This window comes from Bradyrhizobium sp. WYCCWR15520 (genome assembly GCF_056174665.1).
In genome coordinates, this window is record NZ_JBWBWM010000026.1 from 122,308 (window position 1) to 135,339 (window position 13,032).

General features: G+C 60.2%; 11 protein-coding genes and 3 pseudogenes. 8 read left to right on the forward strand and 6 right to left on the reverse strand.

Annotation, left to right across the window (positions count from 1 at the left end; all coding sequences use genetic code 11):
- Window positions 1-144: 144 nt before the first annotated feature.
- From AC0QUY_RS27905 to AC0QUY_RS27925, 5 genes and pseudogenes are all read left to right on the forward strand, one after another.
- Window positions 145-531: pseudogene (locus tag AC0QUY_RS27905) on the forward strand (ISL3 family transposase); the annotation flags it as partial.
- 76 nt (window positions 532-607) lie between these two features.
- Window positions 608-1,108, forward strand: coding sequence for a hypothetical protein (locus AC0QUY_RS27910; protein ID WP_475389406.1), 501 nt, complete (start codon window positions 608-610; stop codon window positions 1,106-1,108).
- Between the two features lie 252 nt (window positions 1,109-1,360).
- Window positions 1,361-1,492, forward strand: a complete 132-nt coding sequence (locus AC0QUY_RS27915; RefSeq protein ID WP_475389407.1) for a PQ-loop domain-containing transporter — start codon at window positions 1,361-1,363, stop codon at window positions 1,490-1,492.
- 3 nt (window positions 1,493-1,495) lie between these two features.
- Window positions 1,496-1,663 (forward strand): hypothetical protein, encoded by a 168-nt coding sequence (locus tag AC0QUY_RS27920; protein ID WP_475389409.1) that lies wholly within the window; start codon window positions 1,496-1,498, stop codon window positions 1,661-1,663.
- A 658-nt stretch (window positions 1,664-2,321) separates the two neighbouring features.
- Window positions 2,322-5,150, forward strand: a complete 2,829-nt coding sequence (locus tag AC0QUY_RS27925; RefSeq protein WP_475389411.1) for an ATP-binding protein — start codon at window positions 2,322-2,324, stop codon at window positions 5,148-5,150.
- 22 nt (window positions 5,151-5,172) lie between these two features.
- On the opposite strand, the gene AC0QUY_RS27930 is transcribed toward AC0QUY_RS27925, so the two are convergent.
- The 4 genes and pseudogenes from AC0QUY_RS27930 to AC0QUY_RS27945 all read right to left on the reverse strand — a co-directional run bounded on the left by AC0QUY_RS27930 (window position 5,173) and on the right by AC0QUY_RS27945 (window position 8,112).
- On the reverse strand, window positions 5,173-5,889 hold the full coding sequence (locus AC0QUY_RS27930) for a hypothetical protein (protein WP_475389412.1): 717 nt from the start codon (window positions 5,887-5,889) through the stop codon (window positions 5,173-5,175).
- Entirely contained in the window at window positions 5,886-6,164 is a 279-nt protein-coding gene (locus AC0QUY_RS27935; RefSeq protein WP_475389413.1) for a hypothetical protein, read from the reverse strand. Before AC0QUY_RS27935 ends, AC0QUY_RS27930 begins: the two co-directional genes overlap by 4 nt.
- Window positions 6,165-6,227: 63 nt before the next feature.
- Window positions 6,228-6,524 (reverse strand): annotated as a pseudogene (locus tag AC0QUY_RS27940) (enoyl-CoA hydratase/isomerase family protein); the annotation flags it as partial.
- A 265-nt stretch (window positions 6,525-6,789) separates the two neighbouring features.
- A complete protein-coding gene (locus AC0QUY_RS27945) occupies window positions 6,790-8,112 on the reverse strand; it encodes an epoxide hydrolase family protein (RefSeq protein WP_475389414.1) in 1,323 nt (440 codons plus the stop codon).
- Between the two features lie 282 nt (window positions 8,113-8,394).
- On the opposite strand from AC0QUY_RS27945, the gene AC0QUY_RS27950 reads away from it, so the two are divergent.
- Genes AC0QUY_RS27950 through AC0QUY_RS27960 form a run of 3 tightly spaced genes read left to right on the forward strand, consistent with a single transcriptional unit; the run spans window position 8,395 to window position 10,307 of the window.
- Window positions 8,395-9,441, forward strand: coding sequence for an alpha/beta fold hydrolase (locus AC0QUY_RS27950; RefSeq protein ID WP_475389416.1), 1,047 nt, complete (start codon window positions 8,395-8,397; stop codon window positions 9,439-9,441).
- Between the two features lie 37 nt (window positions 9,442-9,478).
- Window positions 9,479-9,607: a hypothetical protein gene (locus AC0QUY_RS27955; RefSeq protein ID WP_475389417.1), complete on the forward strand. Its 129-nt coding sequence runs from the start codon at window positions 9,479-9,481 to the stop codon at window positions 9,605-9,607.
- Between the two features lie 37 nt (window positions 9,608-9,644).
- Window positions 9,645-10,307, forward strand: coding sequence for a VOC family protein (locus AC0QUY_RS27960; protein WP_475389419.1), 663 nt, complete (start codon window positions 9,645-9,647; stop codon window positions 10,305-10,307).
- Window positions 10,308-10,977: 670 nt separating this feature from the next.
- Here AC0QUY_RS27960 and AC0QUY_RS27965 read toward each other — a convergent pair.
- Both AC0QUY_RS27965 and AC0QUY_RS27970 read right to left on the reverse strand, forming a co-directional pair.
- Window positions 10,978-12,362, reverse strand: a pseudogene (locus AC0QUY_RS27965) (tyrosine-type recombinase/integrase).
- 176 nt (window positions 12,363-12,538) lie between these two features.
- On the reverse strand, window positions 12,539-12,802 hold the full coding sequence (locus AC0QUY_RS27970) for a hypothetical protein (protein WP_475389421.1): 264 nt from the start codon (window positions 12,800-12,802) through the stop codon (window positions 12,539-12,541).
- Window positions 12,803-13,032: the final 230 nt, after the last annotated feature.

The following is a 13,032-nucleotide window of genomic DNA, read 5'->3' on the forward strand; positions in this document are numbered from 1 at the left end:
CGACGGGCCCTCGCGTCCGGATAGCCGGCTTTTCAGTCGCGGGGCGGCGAAATCCAGAAGGGCGCGCAGCTTGATTGGCATGAAGCGGTTGGATGCATACACGAGACTCACTGGCAGCGGCGCGGGCTGGAACTCGTTCAGTGCGTTCCGTCTGCCAGGATCGTTGCGCGATTGATGACGACGGGACGAAACACTTTGTCAAAAGCCGAGACCGTTATGGTCGCGGCGATCGAGGGCGGCATCCCTGCGTTGGTAAAGACCAGAGAAATGATTGCCGCGTTCCACGTGATGATCCGACGCAAGGATGTGGCCGACTTGGATCAATGGATCGACCGGAGTCGCGATAGCCTCATTGCTTCTTTCGTTAGCGGGATCGTGAAAGACATTGCAGCGGTGCGTGCCGCTATCGCCCTGCCATGGTTGAACGGTCAGACCGAAGGCCAGATCACCAAGCTCAAGCTTGTGAAACGTCAGATGTACGGACGCGCGAAAATCGACATGCTTCAGGCGCGCCTCATCGGCGCAATCTGAACCTCAGCTGCACCAAATGCGTCAGAGGCCCTTTTGGATGCCGATAACGGGTCCCATTCCAACGCCGATAGACAAATTGTTCGAGGACGTCACTATTGCCGATGGCGGGCTCGCGCGGTGGAAGGCGCTGATCACGGTGCAGGCGACGATCGTTACCGGCGGCGCCTTTTGGGGCATGAAATCTCTTGTCCAAGATCCGATGCCGCGAACGATGAAGGTGTGGCTGCATGACGAGAGGTCGTCGGTACAACCCTTCGGTGCGCCCGATCAACGTACTGTGTTCACGCCGGAGCGCATCGCGATCGAGAGGACGGACGGTACGATCGTCGCCGAACGACTGCACCCTCGTGATTCCTTTCAGCAGACCACGCCGCGGGATCCGCTCCATCGCGCTTGCTTCAATGGGTATGCGCTGTGGACTTATCTAACTACTCCGTTCTTGCTGACAATGCCCGGCGTGGAGGTCCACGAGGTCGAACCCTTTGCGGAGGGACGGGGAGGTCTGGCGAAGGCTCCGGGCGCGCTTTCCTGTGAGTCTCGCGACTCACAGCGAGCTTCAGGACTTTTTCTTCGGTGAAGATCTGATGCTTCGGCGACATGACTACAGCGTTGACGTCGTGGGTGGCTTCCCAGCCGCGCAGCATGTCTACGAGTCGCGCCCGCCACCCGACGCGCGATTGCCACCCGACAGTGAGCCACATTTGGATGGCCTTGGTCAGTGCTGAAGGCGCGGTTCCGGGCGATGGTTGTCGTGCGGCCGATCCCGCCCATGCTTCCGGGCGACGCGAGGAACGCTTCATTCGTTAGTCCAGCAACGAGTGCGAAGGGTATGGAAAACTTGCTGTCCGTCATCGGCTATATTGGGACTGGGCTTGTCATCGGCGCCTACGCCCCTCAGATCTGGCACCTCTGGACTGAGCATTGCTCCGCCGGAATCAGCGAGCGCGCCTACGCGCTATGAGCCTTGGCGTCAGCGCTCTTTCTCGGTCATTCGATCACCATCGGCGATGCCGTGTTCATGGTTACACAGCTCGTGAACATGATCGCCCTGGCGATCATCCTGGTCCTCGCGCGGCGGTTCCGTAACCAGATCTGCGCCGCGCATGCGCGCCAGCTTCACGTACGAGAGTAGTTCCGCTAGAGTGCAGGCCTAAAATGAGCAACCACAACACTCACACTGAGCGTAAAAATGAGGCGGACAAAGCCACCTGTATTCTCCGACCTATTTTATCCAAGCAGGCTTGGACAATCTTCGACCCGGGATTTCCGCCGTCGTAAAGCTCAAGTCGACTGGCCGCAAAGCCGGGTGCCCCCTCGTAACGCGGGCCATCGAGATAACGTTCTCGCGACCGCTGCGCGCTAAACGCAGCGGTACTCTATGAAATCTCATGACGCGTTCTGCGTGCTCCTCGTCCACGTGGCCACGGTTATGATGTCTTGCGGCATCGCCGCGGCGCCGCTGCTGGCAAGCCGAACGATGTAGCCCGGGTTATGACAATCCAAAATTGCGCCAGGCTCGAAGGGGTGGGGCTTCAATCTGTCGCAATGGCACGGCCACTCTAGTTCCCAAAGCTCCCTTCCTTCGATACAATCAGTGCAGTGCGGACGAAGCGCTGCTCCTCGGTCGCAAGCCTCGTGACAACGGTGTTGCAAGGTGCCTGATGGTTCGCGGTAGGCCGTTTAACAGAACCGGCGATCGCCATCGCCGCGCTAACCGTCGCCTGTCAGGCGCTGATCTGGGTGGTCGCGGGCCTGAAGCATCGAGCGGTCCTCGCACGAAGAGTACAGACGTGCCTCAAGAGCCAGACGCCGTCAACTTCGGGCCGTTTTGCCTTCACGACAAAACGCGACTTCTCGAAAGGGACGGCGTGCCAGTTAAGTTGGGAAGCCGGGCTATGGATATTCTGCGGCTTCTGGTTAGTCGCGCCGGTGAAGTGGTCCGGAAGGACGAGCTCATGGCGCACGCGTGGCCTGGTCTCATTGTCGACGACACGAGCCTTCGCGTTCATATCGCCGAACTTCGCAAGGCACTCGGCGACGGCAAAGCGGGCGCTCGCTATGTCGCGAACGTGCCGAGCCGCGGTTATTGTTTTGTTGCGCCCGTGCAACGCACGGTTCGGACCGCTGCAACGAGTATGCTAGAGAAAACGACGCCTGTTGCGCTGCCTCATCGGCTGGCTCGGATGATCGGACGAGAGGACGTACTGGAAGACTTGTCCGGTCGATTAGCCAGCGAGCGATTCATTACGCTGCGAGGTCCCGGTGGGATTGGCAAGACCACCGTCGCAATCGCTCTAGCCCACGACATGTGGACGGCTTTCGCCGGTGAGGTACGCTTTCTTGATCTCGGGACTCTGAAAGACTCGACGCTCGTCCCCGGCACCGTCGCCTGGGCGTTGGGCCTGATCGTGCATCATGCCGATCCGACAACAAGCATCATTAATTTTTTGCGCGAACGGCGTTTGCTTCTCGTCTTCGACAATTGCGAACACGTGATTGAGGCTGTCGCCAAGCTAACGGAAACTATTTATCAAGAGGCTCCTGGGATCAGCATCCTTGCGACCAGCCGCGAATCCTTGCTGGTGGAGGGAGAGCAGATTTTCGAGCTCGTGCCACTCCCGGTTCCACCGGTCGGAGTCAGGCTGAGCATTGATCAAGTGCTAAGCTACCCTGCAGCACGTCTGTTTACAGAACGCGCCGCCGCTGCCGGTTATCGTGCCGGTATCACTGAAGATGACACTGAGGTCCTTGTCGAGATTTGCCATAAGCTCGACGGCATCGCTCTAGCTATCGAGCTCGCTGCTGTGCGCGTGAATGCACACGGACTGCAGGAGATCGCAGCACTGCTTGATGGTCGGTTGAAACTGGAATGGCGTGGACGACGTACAGCGCCGCCACGGCACCACACCCTCGGTGCGACCCTGGACTGGAGCTACAGTCTCATTACCGAAAGCGAGAGGGTTGTTCTTCGGCGTCTCGCGGTCTTCGCTGGACCGTTCAGTCTGCAAGACGCCGTCGCAGTCGCAGGCGAAGAAAACGAGTCGACCATTCAAGTGATCGAGATTCTGGAGCAGCTTGTCGCCAAGTCGCTGGTTTCGGTAAGGCCGAAAGGCTCCTCGACCCGGTACCGATTGTTGGATACCACCAGAGCATACGCGATGAAAAAGCTCACCGATAACGGTGAAGCGAACGGAATAGCTCGCCGACACGCGCGATACGTTCAGGATGTCCTCGAGAGGACCATGGTCGAATCGAGCGATAACGATCAAGCGTCTGCTTCGCACCAACGTGGCGAGTTGCTTGGCGATGCTCGAGCAGCCCTGAACTGGGCTTACTCAGAAAGCGCTGGTGCTGAACTGCGCGTTTCCCTGACGGGGGCCTGCTCCCGACTGTTCGTAGAGCTCAATCTGTTGAGCGAGGCCCGCCTATGGGCAAGCCGAGCGCTCGAATTATTGGATGACACAAACCGCGGCAGCAGATGGGAGCTTGAGCTGCAATCTGCGCTCGGCCATGCATTCATGTTTACGGAGCGAAACAGCGAACTAGCAGAGGCTGCACTACAGCGTGGCTTTGTCATCGCAGAGACGTTGGGGGACCACTTCAATCAGTTTAGGCTGCTGGCGCGTCTGAATATGTTCTATTGCCGAACCGGCGAGTATCGACGACTAGTTCCGATTGCGCTTGACGCTGAAAGAGTTGCACGAGCTATAGGCGATACAGCTGGGATCGCAGGAGCCAAAGGTCTGATCGGCTGTTCTTACCACCTTATCGGGAACCAACCGACCGCCTACCGCTACCTGGAGGAAGCTCTGTCAGGCGAAGTTGCCCTCCGTCAGATGCAGCCCGGCCATTTTGCCTATTCCCAAACCCCCCAGATCCCGCTCGCGCGTACCTTGTGGCTCCTGGGCCTTCCCGACCAAGCGGTCGAATGTGCACGTCCACTCACGGGCGCAGCAGCTCCACGAGACGCTGTGATGCATTGCATTGCGCTTTGCTGGGCTGCGTCAGTCTTTGGATGGGTTGGTGACTGGTCCACCGTTGAATCATTGACGAGTCGCTTGACCGCTCATGCCGGCATGCACGGATTGGCATCTTATGAAGCCGTTGCCGCTGGCTTTCGCGCGCAGGCGCTGATCGCCCGAGGAGAAGTGAAGTCCGGAGTCGAACTGTTGCGAACGGCGCTTCCACGCCTTCATGCGGACCGTTATGAGCTCTATGCATCCGCATTTACCGCGGAGCTGTCCGTGGGATTAGCCGAATTGGGTCAGCTGCCCGAAGGACTGAATGTCTTGCGCGAGGCGATCGCACGCGTGGCGGTGGAAGGCGACGTCTTCGAGATGCCCGAGCTTCTGCGTCTGCGTGGTGAACTCGAAGCACGCAGCGGAGACAATGATGGCGCAGAGGCGAGCCTAGCGACATCGATCGCACTGGCCGAACGGCAGGGAGCGTTTTCCTGGCGGCTGCGGGCAGAGATATCTCTTGCGCGACTTCGACGCGAGCAAGGCAGAGAAAGGCCACTGGACAGTTTGGCCGAGACCTATGCGCGATTCTCCGAAGGCTTCTCGACTGCCGACCTGAAGGCTGCTCGGCGCCTGCTGGACGAGGCGGCTTCGGCATAGCCGCCCGGATTGGTGCTATTCCTCAGCTGAAGCGAAAGTCAGTGAGGTCGATGGTAACCATTGGCGCATCAAGCAGTGGTGTCAGGTCGTCGTCGCGCAGATAGGCTCGCCGCTTTGTCGGAATCTTGATTCCATCCACACTGACCGGATCGGAGATGTACTGGGCGGCTGGGAAGTTTCCAGCGATCTCCACCCTGTAGTCGTGCCGACGGATGAGCATGTCCGGACCGAAGTAGAAATCCTGCTCGGTGCTGTGGCTCGCGATCGCCGCAGGGAAGGTGGCTCTTAGGCCCCTCCACATCTCCGTTCCCTCACTCCATGGTTCGATCTCGCGGACTTCAAACCCGTCCATAGCAAGAAGAAACGGGGTGGTCAGGTAAGTCCAGAGAGCGTACCCGTTGAAATAGGCACGATGCAGCGGATCCCAACTTGTCCGCATGTCGTGTCTCGCAAATGACGCACGCGGAAGCCGTCGCTCTGCGACGACCCGCCCTCCGTCCGCCTCGATGGCGATACGCTCAGGGGTAAAGTCGGTACGCTGGCCCTTCCCGAACGGCTCAACAGAGGCCCATTGTCGATGAAGGTCGACCCGCATCGTTCGGGGGCTTTGATCCTGACTTACACCCTTTAATGCCCAAAGCTCGCCGTCACTCACGATGATTGCGCTGAGGCCACGGTGAGCGTTCCAGCGGGTTAGGCCACCATGTGCGTCGATGGCGTCTGCTAGCAGCGGAATCATTTGATACCTCTCGGTGCCCACGTTGGTTGTTTGAGCAGGCCGCTATCGACCGGCATCTTGCGCAGGCGTTTACCGGTGGCGGCGAAGATCGCGTTGCTGATCGCTGGCACAATCGCCGATGTCCCGGTTTCGCCCATTCCGCCCGGCGGTCCTAAGCTCTTCACGATGTGAACCTCGATTGCCGGCGCCTCGTCGCGCAGGACCCAGAGCAGCGGCGTGTCGCCATCGACATCGACACTGCGGGCGGTGCCGTTGACTTTGATGGTGAAGGCCATGAGAGTCTCCCTGTGATCTTGCGGATGAGCGGACATTGCGTGCTCGCGTGTCTGGCGAAGCCTTCAGCTGCCGAGCTGGCCGAAGTAGTGTCCGACACGGTTCTCGGCATCGCTGGGGCGATGGAAGCCACGCGCCATCAGCGCCTTGATCCTGGCCTGAGTGGCGGGACGTCCAAGCGAGGCGATGAAGGCGTCCCACTCCGGTGCGATGTCCGCGTCGGACGGCAGGCTTGCCGCGTTGACCAACCGCTTCGTGTCCGCAATCGTCGGCTTTTCGAAAGAGGCGATCCGCATCGCCAGCGCATCGACGAGGATGTCGAGCTCCGCGTCCGGAAGGGAGCGGTTGACGTATCCGAGTCGGACGCGCTGGGTGGGAAATATTTCTGGGCGGCTCATGCTGCCTCCTTGGTTGCCCTCCGACATTCGCGCAAAACCGGCAGATGACCCGCTAGATGTTGTTACGCGCTGTTGGGCGTTGCGATCGGCGGCAAAATCCCTGTCAAGCCGGAGCCTTAAGTGGTGCCTTCTGCGCAGCCCGAGACCCGCGGCGGCAAGTGACCTCGATGACCCCTCGGGGTAAGTCTCGATCGGCCTCTGACGCGGCGGATGGGCGGCGCCCATTTGGTCAGGAGGCCTGGCGCAGCGTTCGGAACGCAGCGCGAACTTCGGCGGTGAAGAGTTCCGGTTGTTCCCAGGCGGCGAAGTGGCCGCCCTTGTCGAGCTTGTTGTAGTGAATGAGCTTGGGGAACGCGCGCTCTGCCCAGCTCCGCGGAGCTGCGTAGATCTCATCCGGAAAGACGCTCACGGCAACCGGGATCGGGACGTTCTTGACATCGAAAAACGCCAGCTTGCTCTCCCAGAAGAGACGAGCGGACGAAACCCCCGTATTCGTCACCCAATACAGCGTGATGTTGTCGAGAATGTCGTCGCGCGTAAGACCTTCGACCTTGCCGTCGAACACGCGCGCGATGAGCTCGTAGCTGCGCGCGTCGTGATCGAGGAACCAGGCCGCCAGGCCGATGGGCGAATCCGCGATCGCGTAAAGTGTCTGGGGGCGATTCCCCATCTCGATCGCGTAGCCAACGCCATGCTTGTAGAAGAAGTCGAGCTGGTCGTACGCGTGCCTTTCTTCGGCGGTGAGGCCGGACGGCACCGGGCCACCGAGGCGGAGCGCCTTCGAGACGTCGGCAGGAACGGTCGCCGGCATGTTGGTGTGAATGCCGAGCAGTTCCGGAGCGCCAAGCAGGGCCATCTGCTCCGAAACGGCGTCTCCCCAGTCGCCGCCTTGCGCCGCAAATCGTGTGTAACCAAGGCGCTTCATCAGTGTGACCCAGGCGCGCGCGATATGGACAGGGTCCCAACCGGTCTTGGCGGGCTTGCCCGAAAAGCCGTAGCCCGGGATCGACGGAATCACGAGATGGAAGGCATCCGATGCGCTGCCGCCGTGAGCCGTGGGATTGGTCAGCGGATCGACGATCTTCAGCTGCTCGATGACGGAGCCGGGCCATCCGTGCGTCACGATGAGCGGCAGCGCATTCGCGTGCTTGGAACGGACGTGAATGAAATGGATGTCGAGCCCATCGATCTCGGTGATGAACTGCGGCAGAGCGTTAAGACGCGCTTCGACCTTGCGCCAATTGTAGCTGTTCTGCCAGTAGTGCGCGAGCTGCCGCATGGTGGCCAGCCGCACGCCCTGGGAGTTGTCGGAGACGGTTTCCTGTTCAGGCCACTGGGTCGCCGCGATGCGCCGGCGCAGATCGACGAGCTTCGCTTCCGGTACGTTGACGCGGAACGGGCGGATTGCGGCATTGTCGGACGCTGAGGCGAGACCCGCAGGAAATAGGCCAGCTGCCGCGGTGACAGCGATACCCATGGTGGCGGTGCTCAGGAGCCGGCGCCGATCCTGGTCGACGACATCGAAATTTTGCGACGTATGCGACGTATGCATCGTGCTCTCCCTTGCTTCGTTGAAGCGGCGTCGACCCTGCATGGGACGAGTAATCCGCCTGGTGGCTAGGAAACACATTGGCGCAAAAGCCCGCAGGCCGCCCGTTACGTGTTGTTAAACGGTGTTGGGGCGTGCGTTCGGCCACAACCTTCCGCGAGGCTGACAACGTCTAACAACACTTAACGCGCTAGAAGCCTCGTTCAGGCGCAGGATGCGAGCATATCGAAGCTCGTTACGTTGACCGTGGCGCTCGGCAGACGCGCCTCAAACGGGAGCAAGGAAATGACAGACGAGATCAACTATGGTCGCCGCCATTTCCTTAGCGCTGCCGCGATTCTCGCAGCGGCGAAGCTTGGTTTGACCGGTGCCGCGGCAGCGCAGACGAGTTCGGCCGGCGCGGCGAGCGCGGCGAAATCCGCGACGCGCGCATCCCTGCAGCCGCTGAAGCAGATCGATGCCGGGCTTCTGAATGTCGGTTATGCGGAAAGCGGTCCCGCGAACGGCCCGGTCGTCATCCTTCTGCACGGCTGGCCCTACGACATCGACGCCTTCGCCGAAGTCGTGCCCGTGCTGGCAGCCGCGGGCCACCGCGTGATCGTGCCGTATCTACGGGGTTACGGATCCACGCGCTTCCTCTCGGATGCAACCTTCCGCAACGGCCAGCCTTCGGCGCTCGCCGTCGACATGATCGCGCTCATGGACGCGCTCAGGATCGACAAGGCGCTGGTCGCCGGCTTCGACTGGGGCGCGCGCACCGCCAACATCTTGGCGGCGCTCTGGCCGGAGCGCATCAGCGCCATGGTCTCGGTGAGCGGCTATCTGATCGGCAACCAGCAGGCCGGCATGAAGCCGCTGACGCCAAAGGCCGAACTGGAGTGGTGGTATCAGTTCTACTTCGCCACCGAGCGCGGTCGCGCCGGCTACGAGCAATATCGTCGCGAGTTCTCGAAGCTCATCTGGCAGCTCGGCTCGCCGAGGTGGAATTTCGACGACGCGACGTTCGAACGCAGCGCGTACGCCTTCGACAATCCCGATCACGTCGCGATCGTGATCCATAACTACCGCTGGCGGCTTGCGGTGGCCGAAGGCGAGCCGCAATACGACGAGCTGGAAAAGCGGCTGGCCCAGGGACCAACCATCGGCGTGCCGACCATCACTATGGAAGGCGACGCCAACGGCGCCCCGCATCCGGACCCCGCTGTCTACGCCAAAAAATTCACCGGCAGGTATTCGCACCGGACCATCACAGGCGGCATCGGACACAACCTACCGCAGGAAGCGCCGCGCGCGTTCGCGGACGCGATCCTGGACGTCGCGAAGCAGGCCTGATCGCGATGAGCCGGAACAGAACTGCAGGATGAAGACGATGCGCAACCTGTTCGCTCTCGTCGCGCTCGCGACAATCGTTCTTCTCATGCTCGTGCAGTTTGGTCCCCCGGTCGTCTTCGGTTCGGAAGCGGCCGGCTCAAATCACGTGCGCGCCGGGGCCCACTGAGGCGCGCGTGAAATACGTCTTCATCAAGGAGAGAACCATGACAGTTGCAATTGATCCCGCGAAGGTGCGGACGACCGACATGAAGCTCGAAATTGTCGTCCTCCCCGTGTCCGACGTTGAGCGTTCGAAGCAGTTCTACGCCAGCCTCGGCTGGCGGCTTGACGCCGACTTCGCCTTCCCTGACGGCTTCCGCGTGATCCAGTTCACGCCGCCGGGCTCCGGTGCGTCGGTCATCTTCGGCACCAATGTTACCGCGGCGGCGCCGGGATCGGCCAAGGGGCTGTACCTGGTCGTCTCCGACATCGAGGCGGCACGCAAGGAGCTGCTCGGCCGCGGTGTGAAGGTCAGCGAAGTGTTTCACGGCGGCGACGTGCACACCGGCGCCGACGAGCCCCACCTGTTCGGAAGCGTTCGGGTCAGCGGCCCGGATCCGGAACGTCGCAGCTACTTCTCCCTGGCCTCGTTCAGCGATCCCGACGGCAACGGCTGGCTGCTGCAGGAGATCACCGCACGCTTTCCCGGCCGCGTGGAAGGGGACACGACCTTCGCATCAGTGGCGGATCTTGCGGCCACGCTCCGCCGCGCGGCGGCTGCGCACGGCGAGCATGAGAAGCGGACCGGCGAGCACGACGTGAACTGGCCCGACTGGTACGCCGAATACATCGTCAACGAGCAGGCCGGCAAGCCGCTGCCGCAATAGGTGAGCGAGGGCCTCTCCATCATCAACTGCGGTTCGCCGACGGCCGGCGAACCGCACGCTACCTGTCGCGTAACCTCAGCAGCGGCGACAAACTCCGAAAGGTGACCGGACGCGTAAAGAGCGGCCCCGCTGAAGGAAATTGAAGGGTTTGGCCATTATCTGGATGAGCCACGACGGATTCCATGAAAAGATTGGAGGCGAAACGCCAGTTTTCGGCCGTAGCTCAATTGGTGGGTTTTGGTCTAAGAAGGTCAAAAATGCTTTATCTTTCAATGGGAGTTGACTGACACTCTCTCCGCCACCGCACTGTTCTGCTCTGTATCCGATCGTTCGAACCGACAGCAAAACAATGAGCAGCGCGACAAAGGCTGTCGCGGCTAGTTCCGCGATGTTACCCCTAGTCACCGTTCTGGGCGTGGGATTGGAGGACGGATTTCGCGATGAAATCCTCCGGACGTTTCAAATCGCGACTTGAAGCGAATGTCGGTATCGGTGGTTGCGTGTCCGCGATTTGAACCTACTGATCTGCGCCGATCGGGGTTGATGCCTATAGCCTCCTCCTTGGTCGATATCCCTTCTCGACCGCGCGTCGAAAGGACTCTCGGCACGGAGGTAACGGCTACCGGCGCCATCAGACGAATGAATTCGATCAAGACCGAAGGATGATCCCTTACGCGCGTTTTCCCATCGGCACCACGTTTCCATTACTCCGCGGCACCAGGGACACGACTGCCGCCCTTGCGAGGTCTTCCAAGGCGGTCGCAATGTATTTCGCGTAGTGCCGCTCGATCATTTTAACTGAGGTGTTGTGCAGTTTGGCGACCTGTTGGATGGGCAAGCCCTTTCGGAGACCTCGCACTATGCTCGAGTGCCGCAAAGCATAGGGAATGACCTTCGGCATACCGGCGCGCTCGCGAATGGCCTTCCAAGGACGTGCAAGTTCGGCTCTTTTCCACGGACCCCGTTCAGACTTTTTCCAGGCGATACCCCTCGGCTCCTGTCATGAATCCATCGCTCAAAAAGAGGTGCATCGCTTGGCCGCCCGGCGATTGCGGGTAAAAGCACCGCAATTACATCGTCACCCACTGGGACCGGGACTGAGCCGCTATTACCCCCGCGCCCCTTGTAGGAACCGGGCACCATCAGACGCCGTGCAGAACCTTGTACGTCACCCACGCGCATTCGCCTGACCTGTGCATACCGCGCGCCGGTCGCGGCCAGACATACGACGATCCGATATAGATCGCCATCAAATCCTTGCTCCTGATCGACTTCACACGCAGCTTGAAGGGCGGCGCCAACCTCCTCATCTGTGAGAATCTGGTTATCCCGAGCAACCGACCCATCATCATCATCATCGATCCGCTCGGCTTTGAAGCCGGCCTTCACAATGGCGAGGAACGTCGGGTTTAGTTTCTTCCGATCTGCCGACAGCCGCGGCCACGCGGCGTTTAGTGCGGCCTTGAGGTCATTCACAAACCGCTGCTTGGTCGTGACCTTTAAGTCCTCCGGCAAACTCTCCCGCCACGTTATCAAGTCGTCCTCTTTCAAGGCATGCAGATACACCGATGCAAGAGCAGCAGCTTCAGCAGCTTCCTGATTGCCGCGCTTTTCTTGACCAAGAACGTAGCGCCGCAGTTTGGTGCCGGCGTCGGATCGGACGTCACGACCTGTTCGGCGCTTTTCTCGAGCGTCCCGTTCCTTAACGTAGGATTCAACGGCCGATCGCACGGTGGGAGCCGGGCCCGCCGCCTGCGACGCGGCTTCTGTTCTGGCTCGAGCTACGGCCTCCCGTGCTGTTCCCACGGCCTGTTCGAAGGTCAGAATCCCGTCGGCGGGCTTGTCATTGATGTCGTTGGCGACGCCGACTTGCGCCTGCTTGTAGTTGCCGCCTTCGTAGTGATTACGCCAGCGGACAAGCCAAATGCCGCTCTGTCTTCCTTTGCGATAGCCCAGATGCGCTTCCGCATCGAGGCGACGCCAATGCACGCCAAGCTCGAGCCTGGAGCGCGCTTTAGCCGTCGTAACTTGAGCCTCGGTGAGTGTCTTCGACATAGCGTTCGCCGGTTTTACGTCGAATATCCATTGAATATAAGTCAGTGTATGTCGGCGAACAATACCGGATTATGGGCATTCAACCTATTGAAATCATTGAACGTCGGCGGACGATGGCGAACGGAGAAGGACTCATTATTTGGCCCTCTCAAGGCTGAAACAGGGGTTCGATTCCCCTAGGGAGCGCCAATGATTTCAAGCACTTCTGGAATTTCGCGAGTTTCGGTCCAAAGCTGGGTAAGCGCCGGGTAAGCAGTCGCATTGGCTTCGGCGCGATAATTCGATTTTCCGGGTATTTTCCAGCGAATTAGTTGTCCTTTGAAATCAGGCAAAACTCTCGATCCGCACGATAATTGAAATTCCCCTTTTATGGGGTGCGCAACTTGAGGCGCATTGCCGAATTTTGTGAGTTGCCAGATTTGGCCCGTGATCGTGTCCAATAGATATTGATCGCCCCGAAGCAGTGGCTGAGTTTCTACGCCGATCGGCTGCAGAGGTATCCGAATTGCTATGACTGCTTTGGTCTGTCACGATGAGCGAGGCGCCCGAAGCACGTTGGACGGGAGAGCAATATGACGATCTACATTTCGCAAGGGCGCTATACTGCGACGGCGATCCGCGCAATGACGGCGAAGCCGGAAAACCGTTCCGAAGCGATCGCCGAGATGCT